Here is a 16,220-nt window from a genome sequence, read left to right as displayed (position 1 = left end):
CCTGTCCTCAGTTCTCTCCACTGCCTTGCCGCTGGAAACCTCACTTGGTGAACAGACCAAGGAAAATTCCTGGATCAACATCCTGATCTTCGTCGGCTTCGTTGCCATCACCATGATTGTGGTGTTCCGGGCCAGCCGCAACAATAAAACCGCCGCCGACTACTACGCGGCCGGACGCTCCTTCTCCGGCGGGCAGAACGGCACGGCCATTGCCGGCGACTACCTCTCGGCAGCCTCCTTCCTGGGCATCACCGGCGCCATCGCCGTCAATGGCTACGACGGTTTCCTGTACTCCATTGGCTTCCTCGTCGCCTGGCTGGTGGCACTGCTGCTCGTGGCTGAACTGCTGCGCAACACCGGCAAGTTCACCATGGCGGACGTCCTCTCCTTCCGCCTGAAGCAGCGTCCGGTACGCATTGCCGCAGCCACCACCACCTTGGTGGTCTGCTTCTTCTACCTGCTGGCCCAGATGGCCGGTGCCGGAGGCCTCGTGTCGCTGCTGCTTGGCCTGGACAACAGCAACAAGGCCGGCCAGAACATCGTCATTGCCGTCGTCGGCGTGCTCATGATCGTGTACGTACTGATTGGCGGCATGAAGGGCACCACTTGGGTGCAGATCATCAAGGCGTTCCTGCTGATCATTGGTGCAGCCATCATGACCATCATTGTCTTGGCCATGCACGGCTTCAACCTCTCCACACTCATGGACGCGGCGGTGCAGACCTCCATCAACGAAGGCGGTGTGGGCGAGGCGCTGCTGAACCCGGGCGCACAGTACAGCAAGGCTCCGCTGGACTTCATTTCCCTGGCGCTGGCCCTGGTGCTGGGCACCGCGGCACTGCCGCATGTGCTCATGCGCTTCTACACCGTCCCCACGGCCAAGGAAGCCCGCAAGTCGGTGGTCTGGGCCATTTGGCTCATTGGCGCCTTCTACATCTTCACCCTGGTGCTGGGTTACGGTGCCGGCGCGCTGATCGGCAAGGAAGCCATCCTGGCAGCCCCCGGCGGCGTCAATGCCGCCGCCCCGCTGCTGGCATTCGTGGTGGGCGGGCCCATCCTGCTCGGCTTCATCTCCGCCGTCGCCTTCGCCACCATCCTTGCGGTTGTGGCCGGCCTGACCATCACCGCGGCAGCATCCTTCGCCCACGACATCTACTCCAACGTGATCGTCAAGGGTGCGCCCAAGCCGGAAATGGAGGTCAAGGTGGCCCGACGCACTGTCATCGTGATCGGCCTGGTCGCCATCGGCGGCGGCATCCTGGCCAACGGACAGAACATTGCGTTCCTGGTGGCGCTGGCCTTCGCCATCGCAGCCTCGGCCAACCTGCCCACCATCATCTACTCGCTGTTCTGGAAGAAGTTCACCACCCAGGGCGCGCTGTGGAGCATGTACGGCGGCCTGGCCTCGGCGATCGTGCTCATTGCCTTCTCCCCGGTGGTTTCCGGCGGCCCCACGGCCATGATCAAGAACGTGGACTTCTCCTGGTTCCCGCTGGCGAACCCGGGCATCGTCTCCATCCCGCTGGCCTTCTTCCTGGGCTGGTTGGGCACGGTGCTGGATAAGAACTCGGAAAACCCCCGCGTCCAGGCGGAAATGGAAGTTCGTTCCCTGACCGGCGTTGGTGCCGAAAAGGCCACCAACCACTAGTCCTGCGGTTTCCCGTGGCAAGGTCGCTGGGGGCGGCCGGTCCACGGGGGGCCGCAGTGAGGCACATGGCCCCGCCCGCGTCGGCAACGACGCCGGGCGGGGCCTTTTGCGCGCCAGCTACTTCTCGAAGGTGCGCTGCAGCAGCGGTGTCATGCGGAACGGCACCAGCTGGTTCATGGCCAGCGAGGTTTCAGTGCGTTCCACGCCGTCACAGGCCAGGATTTTGCCGTTGATGCGGAACAGGTCCTCGGCGCCGGTGGACACCACACGCACCAAAATGTCCGCCCGCCCGCTGAGCCCGTGGGCCTCCAGCACCTCGGGGATGGCGGCCAGGGACAGCGCCAGGGCACCCAGTTTCTGCTGCTGGACATGAACAAAGATGAACGCTGTGAGCGGGTAGCCCAGTGGTTCGGCACTGATGCGGTGGTCAAAAGGGAGGAAGGCATGGTGTTTTTCCAAGGCCGCCATTCTGGCCTGCACGGTGTTGCGGGACAGGCCCAGACGGGCGGCCATGGCCACCACCGTCTGCCGGGGATCGTGGATGAGGGCCAGCAGGATGCGGGCATCGCTTGCGTCCAAAGTGGGCATAGTGCGCACGTTAGCACGGCAAAGGCCTCCGTGATAGAGCAAAATGATCAATCCTTCGAACCGCGATTGCCCTAAATGCAGCATGTGAGTAGGGTCACACTTGAAGTGGATGCAGCAGGGGCAAGACGCAAAGGGGCGTGCAGCGATGGGCAAGGTACACCAGGAAACCGCCGACGGTAAGGTGGTGGCCTGCCATCAGCTCATCACCGCGACGGGGGAGCGGATGGCCGACGGCCTGCTCGACGGCTTTGTCGCCGATGTCACGGCCGGCACCTTGCAAAAACTGTTGCAGGACATGGTCAGCATGCGCCGGATCGATGCCGAAGCCACGGCCCTGCAGCGGCAGGGCGAACTGGCGCTGTGGCCGCCGCTGCTGGGGCAGGAAGCCGCGCAGGCAGGTTCCGCCCATGCCCTTCAGGCGGCGGACTTCGTTTTTTCCACCTACCGGGAAAGCGGCGTGGCCTACCTGCGCGGGGCCAAGCCGGCAGAACTCATGAGCGTTTGGCGCGGGAACAACAACTCGGGTTGGGACCCCTACACCTTGAACATGGCCACGCCGCAAATTGTCATTGGCGCCCAGACGCTGCACGCCACCGGCTACGGCATGGGCATTGTGCTCGACGGCGGCGGATCGCTGGCCATGGCCTATTTCGGGGACGGAGCCACCAGCCAGGGTGATGTGCATGAATCCATGGTTTTTGCCGCCAGCTTCCAGGCCCCGGTGATCTTCTTCTGCCAAAACAACCACTGGGCCATTTCGGAACCGGTGGGGCTGCAATCAACGCTGCCCCTGGCCGCCCGGGGTCCCGGCTACGGCATTCCCACCCTGCAGGTGGACGGCAATGACGTCCTGGCCGTCCTGGCTGCCACCCGGTGGGCTGCCGAGCGGGCCCGCACCGGCGGCGGTCCATCCTTCATTGAGGCCCTCACCTACCGGATGGGCCCCCACACCACCGCCGACGACCCCACCCGTTACCGTGGCGTCACCGAGTTGGAGGATTGGGCGCAGAAGGACCCCATTGCCCGCCTGCAGGCCTATTTGCGCTCGCAGGGAATATTCGACGACGACATGGAGGCCGGCATGTCAGCCACTGCCGATGCCGCCGCAACGGAGCTGCGCCAAGCGTGCATTGCCTTGCCGGAGCCGGCGCCCCTGAGCGTCTTTGACCACGTGTACGTCACGGACCATCCGGTCCTGGACAGGCAGCGAAGGCAGTACCAGCAATATTTGGAGCAGTTCGCCGCAGCCGGTGACGGGAGTGCATCATGACCTCGTTAAGTTTGACCCAGTCCATCAATGCAGCCCTGCGCCGGGCCCTGGAGGATGACCCCAAAGTGGTTTTGCTCGGCGAGGACATTGGCACCCTTGGCGGCGTCTTCCGTGTCACCGACGGTCTGAAGAAGGACTTTGGCGGCCACCGCGTCATGGACACGCCCCTGGCCGAAGCCGCCATCATTGGCACCGCCGTGGGCCTGGCCTACAGGGGCTTCCGGCCGGTGTGTGAAATCCAGTTCGATGGTTTCATCTACCCCGGTTTCGATCAAATTGTGGCCCAGGTGGCCAAGATCCATGCCCGGACCCAGGGCGCCGTCCGGATGCCCATCACCATCCGGGTACCCTTTGGCGGCGGCATAGGTTCCCCCGAACACCATTCGGAATCCCCGGAAAGTTATTTTGTGCACACCTCGGGCCTGCGGGTGGTCAGTCCGGCCACCCCGCAGGACGCCTATGTGCTGCTGCGCCAGGCCATCGCCAGCGACGACCCCGTAGTGTTCTTTGAACCCAAACGCCGCTACCACGCAAAGGGCGAAGTGGACTTGGAGGCGCCCCTGGATGCCGCCGCCGGCATGGGTGCGGCCCGAATCGCGGCACCGGGGACGGATGTGACGCTGGTGGCCTACGGGCCGCTGGTGAAGACGGCCCTTGATGCGGCGGCGGCAGCGGCGGCCGAAGGGGTGTCCATTGAGGTCATTGACCTGCGTTCGCTCTCACCCATTGACTACGGACCCCTGCTGGACTCGGTCCGGCGCACCGGACGGGTGGTCATAGCCCACGAAGCCTCCCGCACACTCGGGCTGGGTGCGGAAATTGCCGCAACCTTGACTGAGCGGTGCTTCAATTACTTGGAGAGCGCACCGGTGCGTGTGACCGGTTTTGACATTCCCTACCCGCCGTCAAAGCTTGAACACCACCACCTGCCGGATCTGGACCGCATACTTGACGGCGTCGACCGTGCCCTGGACCGCCCCAACTCGGAAACCACCCTAAAGGACCAGCAATGATTGCAGAGTTCAAACTGCCGGATTTGGGCGAAGGCCTCACCGAGTCGGAAATTGTCAGTTGGCAGGTGTCCGTCGGTGACACAGTTGTGCTGAATCAAGTGCTGGGCGAGGTGGAAACGGCCAAGGCCCTGGTGGAACTTCCTTCCCCGCACGCGGGGACCGTCACCGCCATCCCGCATCCGGCGGGCACGGTGGTGCAGGTCGGCGAGGTCATCATTGCCTTTGAGGTCGCTGCGGACGCCCCAGCCGGGGAACCCAAACGTGTGCCAACCCTGGTGGGCTACGGCGCCGATCCGGAATCCGCACGGCAGCCGGTGCGCCGGGTCCGCGCCTCGTCCGCCGGCACTGGTCCTCCGGCGCCGACGGCCGCCGCGACGCCGTCGGCCGGCGGGTCCGGTGCTTCCGTGCCCCACGCCGGGCCGCAGGCCGGTGGCCAAGGCGCCCAGCGGCCGCGGTCCACCCCGCCGGTGCGCAAGCTGGCGCGTGATCTCGGGGTCGATTTGACCCGGCTCCAGGGTTCCGGGGAGCACGGCCTCATTACCCGGGCGGATGTGAATGCCTTCGCGCAGCAAAAGGCCGGCGCCGAGCCGGCGGCTGCCGGAAGGCAGGCCCGGCGGCAGGAGCGCGTGCCCATCAAAGGGGTGCAAAAACATATGGCCCAGGCCATGGTGCACAGCGCATTTACAGCACCGCATGTCACGGAATTCCTCACTGTGGACGTCACCCGCGGCATGGCCTTTCTTTCCCGGCTCCGGGCACACCGCGACTTTGCCGGCATCAAGCTCACGCCCCTGGCGTTGGCGGCCAAAGCCGTAACGGGGGCGCTGCTGCGCCACCCGGAGCTGAACTCCAGCTGGGATGGGCAGGCACAGGAAATAGTGCGCCACCACTACGTCAACCTGGGCATTGCCGCCGCCACCCCCCGGGGGCTGGTGGTCCCGGTCATTGCGGACGCCCAGGACATGGGGCTCCGCGCGCTCGCCGGCGCGCTCAACGCCCTGGCCGACCGTGCCAGGGCCGGGAAGATGTCCCCGGCGGAGCTGAGCGGGGGCACCTTTTCCATCACCAACATTGGGGTGTTTGGCATTGACGCCGGCACCCCGCTGCTCAATCCCGGGGAGGCCGGCATCCTGGCCCTGGGTGCCGTCCGGCGCATTCCCTGGGAGCACAAGGGCGCCGTGGCACTGCGGCAGGTGATGACCTTGAGCTTGTCCTTCGACCACCGGCTCGTGGATGGGCGGGCAGGTTCACTCTTCCTGGCCGAGGTCGGTGCCGTGCTGGCCGACCCGGCGATGGTCCTGGCCCTGGAGTGACTCCAGGGACGTCAGGCCCGCCCACGCCATGGACGCCAGCACCTCACGGGCGGCGGCGGGCTGTTGCCGGTGCAGGGGGGCACTGTGGGGGGTGGAGTTGATGAGCCCAAAGGTCGCCTGCGCCTGAAGCCTGCGCACAGCCGCCGGGCGGTCCGGGAACAGCCTGCCCAACACCTGCACCCACAGCTCCACGTACCGGCGTTGAAGTTGCCGCACCGCGGCCCGGTCCGCGGTGCCCAAACTGTCAAAATCCCTGTCCTGGACGCGGATGACATCGGGTTTTTTCACGGCAAAATCCACGTGGAAGCCAATGAGCGCCCGCAGGCACCGGCCGGGATCGGCGTTGGCGTCCACCACTGCCTGGCCGCCGTGCAGGAGGTCCTCGCTCACGCCGACCAGCAGGGCACCCAGAAGGGCCTGCTTGCCCGGGAAATGCCGGTAGACGGCCGGGCCGCTGACACCTGCCGCCGCCCCCAGATCCTCCATGGACACCCCGTTGTAGCCGCGGGCGGCAAAAAGCCCCGCGGCCGCAGTGAGCAGCACGCTCCGGCGCTCGGCCTTGGCCAGGGAGCGGGCTGTGAGAGGTTCGGCGGCCATGTTTCCCCCATGCTGAAAAATTGTGCTGGACATCATCAAGACTACGCACTAACCTGAAATTCAGTTAGTGATTATTAACTTAGTGTATGGCACAGGCGAGGGGTCAATGGAGACTTTACAGAGCCGCGTGGACCCCACAGGGGAAACGTACCGGCGCAACGACGCGCAGCAGCGGGACTTGGTGGAGCAGCTGCGGCAGCGGCTGCGGGCCACCGCGCGCGGCGGCAGCGATAAAGCCAGGGCGCGGCACGTGGCCCGGGGGAAGCTGCTGCCGCGTGAGCGGATTGACCTTCTGCTGGATCCCGGCAGCCCCTTTCTGGAGATCGCGCCGCTGGCCGCTTATGACCTGTACGACGGCGCGTCCCCGGGGGCCGGCGTCATTGCCGGCATTGGCCTGGTGTGCGGGCGGCACGTCATGGTGGTGTGCAATGACGCCACCGTCAAAGGCGGCAGCTACTATCCGCTGAGTGTGAAAAAGCATTTGCGGGCGCAGGAAATTGCCTTGGAAAACCGGCTGCCCTGCCTATACCTGGTCGACTCCGGCGGCGCCTATCTGCCCCGGCAGGACGAGGTGTTTCCCGACAAGGAGCATTTTGGCCGGATCTTTTTCAACCAGGCCCAAATGTCGGCGCGGCGGATCCCGCAAATTGCCGCGGTGCTGGGTTCCTGCACCGCAGGGGGCGCCTATATGCCGGCCATGAGTGATGAGAGCGTGATTGTGCGCAATCAAGGCACCATCTTTCTTGGCGGCCCGCCGCTGGTGAAGGCGGCCATTGGGGAAGTGGTCACCGCGGAGGAGCTGGGCGGCGGCCAGGTGCATGCTGAAATTTCAGGCGTCGTGGACCATTTGGCCGAAAATGATGAACATGCCCTGGCCATTGTCCGGGACATTGTGGCCACACTGCCGCAGAATCCCGAGCCTGCCTGGTCCGTGGGGAAGTCCACGGCGCCACTGGCGGATCCGCAGCAGCTCTACGGCGCCGTCCCCACCGATTTAAACTCCCCCTACGACGTTCGGGAGATCATTGGACGGCTGGTGGACGGCAGCAAATTCCATGAATTCAAGCACGGCTATGGCACCACCCTGGTCACCGGCTTCGCCACCCTGCACGGGCACCCGGTGGGGATAGTGGCCAACAACGGGGTGCTGTTCAGCGAATCCGCGCTCAAGGGCGCGCACTTCATTGAGCTGTGCGACCAACGCGGGGTGCCCCTGATCTTCCTGCAAAACCTCAGCGGCTTTATGGTGGGCAAGGACTATGAGCATGCAGGGATTGCCAAACACGGTGCCAAGATGGTCACCGCCGTCGCCACCGCCCGCGTGCCCAAGCTCACGGTCATTGTGGGCGGCTCCTTTGGGGCAGGAAACTATTCCATGTGCGGCCGGGCCTACTCGCCGCGGTTTTTGTGGACGTGGCCGGCGTCGCGCATTTCAGTGATGGGTGGCAGCCAGGCCTCCTCGGTGCTGGCCACCGTCAAACGCGAGCAGATTGAAGGCGGCGGTGAACAATGGCCGGCGGCCGCGGAAGCCGCGTTCAAGGCACCCATTGCGGCGCAGTTCGAAGAGCAGGGCAGCCCCTATTACGCCACCGCCAGGGTGTGGGACGATGGCATCATTGACCCCGCGGACACGCGCACGGTCCTGGGGCTGGCCCTGGATGTCTGCGCCCGCACCCCCCTGGCCGAGCCGGCCTTCGGCCTGTTCAGGATGTGAGGGGGGGACATGAGCGCACTTTTCCATACGGTCCTGGTGGCCAACCGCGGTGAAATTGCCTGCCGCATCATACGCACCCTGAAGGCCCAGGGCATCCGTGCCGTGGCCGTGTATTCCACGGCCGACGCCGATGCCCGCCACGTGCGCGAGGCCGATCTTGCGCTGTGCATTGGCCCGGCCGAAGCCGCGGCCAGCTATTTGAACAGTGCCGCCATCATTGCCGCCTGCCGGGATTCCGGGGCCCAGGCGGTCCACCCCGGCTACGGCTTTTTATCGGAGAATGTGCAGTTCGCCCAGGAACTGGCGGCTGCGGGCATCACCTTCATTGGGCCGCCGGTGGCCGCGCTGAACGTCATGGGGGACAAGATCCGGGCCAAGAACCATGTGGCCGCCGCCGGCGTTCCCGTGGTTCCCGGGGTGGCCGAGCCGGGACTGGACGACGCTGCGCTTTTGGCCGCGGCCGCCACCATTGGTTTTCCGCTGCTGATCAAGCCCTCCGCCGGCGGGGGCGGGAAAGGGATGCAGGCCGTCCATGCCGCGCAGGAGCTCCCGGCGGCACTTGCCTCGGCCCGCCGGGTGGCGGCGGCATCCTTTGGGGATGACACGCTCTTCTTGGAGCGGCTGGTCACCAACCCCCGGCACATTGAGGTGCAGATCCTGGCCGATCAACAGGGCCATGTGGTCCACTTGGGCGAACGCGAGTGCTCCCTGCAGCGGCGGCACCAAAAAGTCATTGAGGAGGCGCCCTCACCGCTGCTGGAATCCTTGGCGAACGGCGCCGCCACCCGGGAGCGCATTGGTGCCGCGGCCTGTGCCGCCGCTGCCAGTGTCCACTACACGGGGGCGGGCACCGTGGAGTTCCTGGTGTCCAATGACCATCCCGAAGAGTTCTTTTTCATGGAAATGAACACGCGCCTGCAGGTGGAGCACCCGGTGACGGAAATGGTGGCGCGCGTCCAGGGCGGACCTGTGGATCTGGTGCAGTGGCAGCTGCGCATTGCCGCCGGGGAGGCGCTTTCCTTTGGCCAACAGCAGGTGGGCCTCCAAGGCCATGCCCTGGAGGCCCGCGTGTACGCCGAGGACCCGGCAGCCGGTTTCCTGCCGGCAGGTGGTGCGGTGGTGGCGCTGGATGAATCGGTGGCGCTGCGCGAAGGCGTCCGCGTGGACAGCTCGCTCGTGCCGGAGCTGGTGGTCACGGCCCACTACGATCCGCTGTTGGCGAAGGTGGTTGCCCACGGGGTGGACCGGGCGCAGGCACTGGAGCGCCTCGATGACGCCCTGCGGGACTATGTGGTGCTGGGGGTTCCCACCAATATTGAATATTTGCGCCTGCTGCTGGCCGTCCCCGAGGTGCAGGCCGGACGGCTGGACACCAACCTCATTGAACGCGAACTGCCCGCCATGAGCTTCAGGGCCCTGGACGCCGGGGATTACGCCGCCGCCGCCCTCGCCGCCCGGGCAACGGCGTTGCCGGCTGCCGGCGCCGCCCTGCCGCCGTGGCAACGCAGGGACGGATGGCGCCTGGGCGGCGCTGCGCCGTGGCGGATGGTCTTTGCAGCCCCCGGCCGGACAGGGGTGGTGACGGTTGGTCCAGGTCCGGACGACGGCGCGGGCCCGGACGACGGTGTCGTCCAGGTCACCGGTTGCGGACAGCGCGCGCCCACGGCCGCCCGACTGGCACCGAACGGCAACGGCACCGCCTTCACCCTGCTGTGGGGCCAGGAAGTGCGCCAGTACCACCTCGCCTGGCGGGACGGGGCCCAGGGCCGGACGTGCTTTTTGGGATCCGGCGGGTGGAGTGCGGCTGTGCAGGCGCTGGACCGCCAGGCCGCCACCGCACGCATGCTGGCCGGCCTGGACACCGTGGATGCCGCCGTCGATCCCCAGGTTCGCACCCCCATGCCCGGCACCGTCACAGCTGTCCATGTGGCCACGGGGGACACCGTCCGCAAGGGCCAGACGCTGTTGGCGGTCGAAGCCATGAAGATGGAACACCAGCTCACGGCACCCGCAAACGGCACGGTGCACATGGGCGTGGCCGTGGGAAACCAGGTCAAGGCCCAACAAACGGTTGCCACCGTCACGCCCCAGCAGGAGGAAGAGCGCAATGCCCAACTTTGAACTCAATGACGATTACCAGGACCTCAGCGACATGGTGCGGGACTTTGCCGACACCGTCGTGGCCCCCGTCGCCGCGCAGCACGACGCCGAGCACAGCTTTCCCTACGCAGTGGTGGCGCAGATGGGTGAACTTGGACTCTTTGGCCTGCCGTTCCCGGAGGAGGTGGGCGGCATGGGGGGAGACTACTTTGCCCTGTCCCTGGCACTGGAGCAGCTGGGCCGGGTGGACCAGTCGGTGGCCATCACCCTCGAGGCGGGGGTCTCCCTGGGCGCCATGCCCATTTACCGCTTCGGCACGCAGGCCCAGCAGCAACAGTGGCTGCCGGCTTTGACCAGCGGCACGGCCCTGGCCGGTTTTGGCCTCACCGAGCCCGACGCCGGCACGGATGCGGGCGGAACAGCCACCCGGGCGCGCCTGGAAAATGACCAGTGGGTCATTGACGGCTCCAAGCAGTTCATCACCAACTCCGGCACCTCCATCACCGCCTTCGTCATAGTCACGGCCGTCACGGGCACCTCCGAATTGGCCGACGGTTCGGTGAAAAAGGAGATCTCCACCATCATTGTCCCCAACGGAACCCCCGGGTTCACGGTGGAAAAGGCCTACAACAAGGTGGGGTGGAATGCCTCCGACACCCATCCACTGAGCTTCACGCAGGCCAAGGTGCCCGGCGGCAACCTGCTGGGGGAGCGGGGCCGCGGATACGCGAACTTCCTGTCCATTTTGGATGAGGGGCGCATTGCCATTGCCGCGCTGGCCACCGGATCGGCGCAGGGCTGCGTTGACGAGGCGCTGCGCTATGCGAAGGAACGCAGCGCCTTCGGGCACAACATTGGCCACTACCAGGGCATTTCCTTTAAAATTGCCCGGATGCAGGCCCGCGCGCACACGGCCCGGCTGGCCTACTACGACGCCGCCGCCCGGATGCTGGCCGGCAAACCCTTCAAGACCCAGGCGGCCATGGCCAAACTGGTGGCCAGCGAGGCCGCCATGGACAACGCCCGGGACGCGACCCAGGTCTTTGGCGGTTATGGCTTCATCAATGAATTTCCGGTGGCCCGCCACTACCGGGACTCGAAGATCCTTGAAATTGGGGAAGGCACCTCGGAGGTCCAATTGATGCTCATAGCCAGGGAACTTGGACTGTGACTGCCACGAAGACTGCCACGAAGACTGCCCCGAAAGGGAAAAGGCCATGACAACGCACCATGACAACGCAGCCGCCCCGGCAGTGGTGACACAGCGGGGCTTGTACTTTGAGGAGCTGGAACCGGGTGTGCTGTACCAGCACCGCCCCGGCCGCACCGTGACGGAAGCGGACAATGTCCTGTTCACCACCTTGACCATGAACACCCAGTCCCTGCACCTGGATGCGGCCTGGAGCGCGGGACAGCCCTTTGGCCAGCGTGTTGTCAATTCCATGTTCACCCTCGCTACGATGGTGGGACAGTCCGTGGCGCAGTTGACGCAGGGAACCATTGTGGCGCAGCTGGGCATGAGCGGCATTTCCTTTCCCCATCCGCTGTTCCACGGCGATACCCTCTATACCGAGACCACGGTGCGCAGCAAGCGGCTTTCCGCGTCCCGGCCGGGCCAGGGCATAGTGGTGCTGGAGCATACCGGGCGCAACCAGGACGGGATGATCGTGGCAACAGCGGGCCGGACGGCATTGTTTAGGCTTAAAAGCGCCAGCGACAGCCCGGAACGTCCATAAAGGAGCCCATTATTTCCCCCTCAACCTTCCCCGCAGCAGCCTTCACCCTGGGACCGGCACTGCTTTTTGCCCCGGCGGACAGGCCCGAAAGGTTCGCCAAGGCCGTCCAACGGGCCGACGCCGTCATCCTTGACCTGGAGGATGCCGTGGCACCGCAGGCCAAGGCAGGGGCGCGGGAGAACATGCGCGCCTCCGCCCTTGACCCCGCCACCACAGTGGTGCGCATCAATGCCCTGGAAACCGCCGAGGCCGCCCTGGATTTGGCCGCCGTGGCCCAAAGCCCGTACACCACCATCATGGTGGCCAAGGCAGCGGACCCCCGGGCCATTGCTGCGCTGACGGAATTCCAGGTGGTGGCCTTGTGTGAAAGTGCAGCGGGCATCCTTGCCGCCCCGGAACTGGCCAGAACCCCCAATGTGGTGGCGCTGATGTGGGGGGCTGAAGATCTGGTGGCCTCCCTGGGCGGCACCTCGAGCCGTTTTGTCTCCGGAACGCGTGCGGGCCAATACCGGGCCGTGGCCATGCAGGCGCGCTCGCAGCTGCTGCTCGCCGCCGGCGCCGCAGGGAAGGCCGCCATCGATTCCATCTACGCCGACTTTGCCGACCTGGCCGGCCTGGCAGAGGAAGCCGAGGATGCCGTGGCCAGCGGCTTTGGCGCAAAGGCCTGCATCCATCCGGCGCAGATTGCGGTGGTCCGCGGGGCATTCCAACCCAGCCAGGCCGAGGTGGACGCGGCGAAGGAACTGTTGGCGGCGGCCAGCGCCGCCGGAACAGGGGTCTTCGCCCACCAGGGCAATATGGTCGACGGCCCCATCCTGCTCCACGCCCGGGAAACCCTGCGCCGGGCAGGGAACGCGGGCTAGGCCGGACCCGGTGCCCACGTCGGTGCCGACGCCGGTGCCGACGCCGGGACAAGTGCGGAATACTGGTAACCATGGCTCATCGCAAAGTGATCATTCTCGGTTCCACAGGATCCATTGGCACCCAGGCCCTTGACGTGGTGGCGCAGGCCGTCCTCCCCGACGGCACGCCCCGCTTTACCGTCACCGCCATCAGTGCCGGCGGCGGCAAGCTGGAACTGCTCGCCCAACAGGCGGTCCAACTGCAGGTCGCGGCAGTGGGCCTGGCCGCCGGCGACGCCGGCACCCTGCGCACGCTCATTGCCGCCGCGGCCGCAGCCGCCGGCCTGGCGGACTTCTCCCCGGAGATCATCAGCGGCCCGGACGCCTCAACCGTCATTGCCGCCTGGGGCGCCGGGACCGCGCAGGCCGCGGACGTGGTGCTCAATGGCATCACCGGTTCCATTGGTCTGGCACCGACCCTCGCAGCCCTGGGCACCCCGGCCCTGTTGGCCCTGGCCAACAAGGAATCCCTCATTGTGGGCGGCGAACTGGTCAAGGCCGCCGCGTCACCGGGACAGCTGGTGCCGGTGGATTCCGAACATTCAGCGCTGGCCCAGGCCCTGCGCTCAGGCAGCTTCGAAGAAGTGGACAAGCTGGTCATCACAGCCTCCGGCGGGCCCTTCAGGGGATTGGGCCGGGCGGAACTGGCCCATGTCACACCAGCCCAGGCGCTCAAGCACCCCACCTGGGATATGGGGCCCATGGTGACCACCAACTCCGCCACCCTGGTCAACAAGGGCCTTGAAGTCATTGAGGCGCACCTGCTGTTCGACATACCGCTTGAACGCATTGAAGCCGTGGTGCATCCGCAGTCCGTCATCCACTCCATGGTGCAGTTCAGCGACGGCTCCACCATTGCCCAGGCCTCCCCACCGGACATGCGCCTGCCCATTGCGCTGGGACTGGGCTGGCCCGAAAGGGTTCCAGGCGCCGCCGCGCCCTGTGACTGGACCCAGGCCGCCACCTGGACGTTCGAGCCGCTGGATGACGCCGCGTTCCCCGCCGTCGAACTTGCCAAGGACGCCGCACGCCGCGGCAGCACCTGCCCGGCGGTGTACAACGCGGCCAATGAAGAGGCCGTGCATGCCTTCCACGAAGGAAGGATTGGCTTCCTGGACATTGTGGACACCATTGCCGAGGTGCTCAGTGAACACACAGCTGCAACCCAGCTCACGCTCGAGGGCGTGCTGGAGGCTGAAAGGTGGGCCCGGGCCCGGACCCGGGAACTGTTGGCCGCCAAGGGCATTGCAGCCGTAGATGCAGGAAGTACATTGTGACCGTTTCGCTTTTCATTGGCGGGGTGGCCTTCGTGGCTGTGGGCATTGCCTTGTCCATCGCCCTGCACGAGGTGGGCCACCTGCTGCCCGCCAAACTGTTCCGGGTGCGGGTCACCCGGTACATGATCGGCTTTGGCCCCACCGTGTGGTCCCGCACCAAGGGTGAAACGGAATACGGCATCAAGGCCATACCGGCCGGCGGCTACGTGGCCATGGTGGGCATGTACCCGCCCAATGCCACCGACGGCAGCGTGCGCCCCTCCAGCACCGGCATGTTTGAAACACTCGCCAGCGAGGCCCGCAGCGCCGCGCACGAGGAGGTGGGCCCGGAGGACGTGGACAGGGTCTTTTACAAATTGCCCGTGGGGAAAAAAATCATCATCATGCTGGGCGGGCCGTTCATGAACCTGCTCATTGGCGTGGTGCTGACAGCGGTGCTGTTGATGGGATTCGGCTCGGTCCAGGCCACCACCACCCTTAGCGAGGTCAATGCCTGCCAGCTGGCCTACGGTGAGGATGTTCCGGAGGATCTAAGCAACTGCACCCCCACGCCCGCGGCCGCAGCGGGCCTGCAGCCGGGGGACACCCTAAGGAATTTTGATGGTGTGGACGTCACGGATTGGGCAGCCTTCACCGAACGCGTGCGCGCCAGTGCGGGCATCACCGTGCCGTTGGTCTACGAACGCCAGGGCCGGACCCTCACCACCTCCATCACTCCGGTGCTCACCGCCAGGCCGGTGGTCGATGCCAACGGGCTGGCGGAGGTCGATGAGGCCGGGAACGCCGTCACCGTCCAGGCTGGGTTCCTCGGTGTGGGGCCGGCAACGGCTTTGGTGCCGCAACCGGCGTCGGCGGTACTGCCGGCGGTGGGCAACAACATTGTCCAAATCGGCTCGGTGGTGTTTCAGCTTCCCCAAAAACTGGTGGGCGTGGCCCAGGCCGCGTTCAGTTCCGAACCGCGTGACCCCAATGGCCCCATTTCCGTGGTGGGGGTGGGGCGGGTGGCAGGCGAGGTTGCGGCCATGGAGGAGATCCCGGTGGCTTCGAAGGTGGCAACCCTGACGGGCTTGCTGGCCGGCGTGAACCTGGCCTTGTTCGTCTTCAATTTGATCCCGCTGCTGCCGCTGGACGGCGGCCATGTCCTGGGCGCCCTGTACGAGGGGGCCCGGCGCCAGCTGGCCAAGCTGTTCAAGCGCAAGGATCCCGGACCTTTCGACATTGCCAGGCTGTTGCCCTTGACCTATGTGGCAGCGGTGGCTCTGATGGCGATGGGGGCACTGTTGATTTACGCGGACATTGTGAAGCCTGTCAACATTTTTGGCTGAGCCCGCCCCGTCCTGCCCACCTGGAGTACAGTTTCCCACCAACAATTAATAATGGTTGATTAACTAAGATCAATCGTTTATGGTTGAACCATGTTTGTACTCACCATGGACCAGCGCGGCAGCCGGACCCACGGGGACCAGGTCCCGCGGCTGTTGGAAATTTTGGCACCCTTTGACACCGTGCTGCCGTTCGAGCGTTCAGTCGGTGATGAGGTTCAGGGCGTGCTGGCGGACCCGGCCGCGGTGGTGGCGGTCGCGGCCCGGCTGCTGCGGGAAAGGAACTGGTACCTGGGCATTGGCATTGGCGGCGTTGGGCTGCCCTTGCCGGCAAGCCCGCGCGAGGCTGCCGGTGACGCCTTTGTTGCCGCACGGGCGGCGGTGGAGGCGGCAAAAAAGACGGGGGAGCGGGTGCCCCTGCGCGTGCGGACCGTTGGCCCCGACAGCGATGGTTGGATTGCCGCGGCGGAGGCCGTGCTGGTGCTCCTCGGCGACGTGGTCCGGCGCCGCTCGGCTGCTGAATGGCGGATCCTGGACGCCCTGGACGCTGCCCCCGCAGCCAGTCAAAAGGAGGTTGCTGCGCAGCTGAAAATTACTCCCCAAGCCGTCAGCAAGGCCCTTTTTCGGGCCGGCAGGCTCGAGGAGACCCAGGGCCGCCAGGCGGCGGTGCTACTTTTAAGCACCTCCGACAAGCTTCATGTGGGAGCCACCGGCTAGATTGTCAGTGGCAGGTTCATCCG

At 65.9% G+C, this 16,220-nt stretch carries 14 protein-coding genes; 12 read left to right on the top strand and 2 right to left on the bottom strand.

The features are described from left to right. Window positions 1-25 precede the first annotated feature (25 nt). The gene (locus ACFUCV_RS00555; RefSeq protein WP_380811448.1) at window positions 26-1,648 is read left to right on the top strand and encodes a cation acetate symporter; all 1,623 of its coding nucleotides are present in this window, start codon (window positions 26-28) and stop codon (window positions 1,646-1,648) included. 117 nt (window positions 1,649-1,765) lie between these two features. On the opposite strand, the gene ACFUCV_RS00550 is transcribed toward ACFUCV_RS00555, so the two are convergent. Continuing rightward, on the bottom strand, window positions 1,766-2,236 hold the full coding sequence (locus ACFUCV_RS00550) for an Lrp/AsnC family transcriptional regulator (RefSeq protein WP_380810888.1): 471 nt from the start codon (window positions 2,234-2,236) through the stop codon (window positions 1,766-1,768). A gap of 145 nt (window positions 2,237-2,381) precedes the next feature. Here ACFUCV_RS00550 and pdhA point away from each other — a divergent pair, with 145 nt between their 5' ends. From pdhA to ACFUCV_RS00535, 3 genes are read left to right on the top strand one after another with little or no spacing between them, the layout of a single operon-like run. Continuing rightward, on the top strand, window positions 2,382-3,506 hold the full coding sequence (gene pdhA, locus ACFUCV_RS00545) for a pyruvate dehydrogenase (acetyl-transferring) E1 component subunit alpha (RefSeq protein WP_380810886.1): 1,125 nt from the start codon (window positions 2,382-2,384) through the stop codon (window positions 3,504-3,506). Then, window positions 3,503-4,519, top strand: a complete 1,017-nt coding sequence (locus ACFUCV_RS00540; RefSeq protein WP_380810884.1) for an alpha-ketoacid dehydrogenase subunit beta — start codon at window positions 3,503-3,505, stop codon at window positions 4,517-4,519. The genes pdhA and ACFUCV_RS00540 overlap by 4 nt, the downstream gene beginning before the upstream one ends. Continuing rightward, complete coding sequence (locus tag ACFUCV_RS00535) at window positions 4,516-5,832, top strand: dihydrolipoamide acetyltransferase family protein (protein ID WP_380810882.1); 1,317 nt, start codon at window positions 4,516-4,518, stop codon at window positions 5,830-5,832. Before ACFUCV_RS00540 ends, ACFUCV_RS00535 begins: the two co-directional genes overlap by 4 nt. Here ACFUCV_RS00535 and ACFUCV_RS00530 read toward each other — a convergent pair. Further along, window positions 5,767-6,429, bottom strand: coding sequence for a TetR/AcrR family transcriptional regulator (locus tag ACFUCV_RS00530; protein WP_380810880.1), 663 nt, complete (start codon window positions 6,427-6,429; stop codon window positions 5,767-5,769). The genes ACFUCV_RS00535 and ACFUCV_RS00530 overlap by 66 nt on opposite strands. Window positions 6,430-6,535: 106 nt before the next feature. Between ACFUCV_RS00530 and ACFUCV_RS00525 the strand changes: the two genes are divergently transcribed. The 8 genes from ACFUCV_RS00525 (at window position 6,536) to ACFUCV_RS00490 (ending at window position 16,197) form a co-directional block, all read left to right on the top strand. Then, the gene (locus ACFUCV_RS00525; RefSeq protein ID WP_380810878.1) at window positions 6,536-8,143 is read left to right on the top strand and encodes a carboxyl transferase domain-containing protein; all 1,608 of its coding nucleotides are present in this window, start codon (window positions 6,536-6,538) and stop codon (window positions 8,141-8,143) included. A gap of 9 nt (window positions 8,144-8,152) precedes the next feature. Beyond that, window positions 8,153-10,264 carry an acetyl/propionyl/methylcrotonyl-CoA carboxylase subunit alpha gene (locus ACFUCV_RS00520; RefSeq protein WP_380810876.1) on the top strand — a complete coding sequence of 704 codons (2,112 nt, stop codon included), beginning with the start codon at window positions 8,153-8,155 and terminating at the stop codon, window positions 10,262-10,264. Next, complete coding sequence (locus ACFUCV_RS00515) at window positions 10,251-11,414, top strand: acyl-CoA dehydrogenase family protein (protein WP_380810874.1); 1,164 nt, start codon at window positions 10,251-10,253, stop codon at window positions 11,412-11,414. Before ACFUCV_RS00520 ends, ACFUCV_RS00515 begins: the two co-directional genes overlap by 14 nt. Before the next feature lie 46 nt (window positions 11,415-11,460). Continuing rightward, window positions 11,461-11,979, top strand: coding sequence for a MaoC family dehydratase (locus ACFUCV_RS00510; RefSeq protein ID WP_380810872.1), 519 nt, complete (start codon window positions 11,461-11,463; stop codon window positions 11,977-11,979). Between the two features lie 11 nt (window positions 11,980-11,990). Next, window positions 11,991-12,842: an HpcH/HpaI aldolase/citrate lyase family protein gene (locus ACFUCV_RS00505; RefSeq protein WP_380811446.1), complete on the top strand. Its 852-nt coding sequence runs from the start codon at window positions 11,991-11,993 to the stop codon at window positions 12,840-12,842. Window positions 12,843-12,913: 71 nt separating this feature from the next. After that, entirely contained in the window at window positions 12,914-14,158 is a 1,245-nt protein-coding gene (gene dxr / locus ACFUCV_RS00500; protein WP_380810870.1) for a 1-deoxy-D-xylulose-5-phosphate reductoisomerase, read from the top strand. Then, window positions 14,152-15,483, top strand: coding sequence for a M50 family metallopeptidase (locus tag ACFUCV_RS00495; RefSeq protein ID WP_380811444.1), 1,332 nt, complete (start codon window positions 14,152-14,154; stop codon window positions 15,481-15,483). The genes dxr and ACFUCV_RS00495 overlap by 7 nt, the downstream gene beginning before the upstream one ends. Before the next feature lie 90 nt (window positions 15,484-15,573). Further along, window positions 15,574-16,197, top strand: coding sequence for a MarR family transcriptional regulator (locus tag ACFUCV_RS00490; RefSeq protein WP_380810868.1), 624 nt, complete (start codon window positions 15,574-15,576; stop codon window positions 16,195-16,197). Window positions 16,198-16,220 lie beyond the last annotated feature (23 nt).

Source organism: Specibacter sp. NPDC057265, assembly GCF_042668835.1.
In the GTDB taxonomy this organism is placed as follows: Bacteria; Actinomycetota; Actinomycetes; order Actinomycetales; family Micrococcaceae; genus Specibacter.
This window is presented reverse-complemented; position numbering and strand designations above follow the sequence as displayed.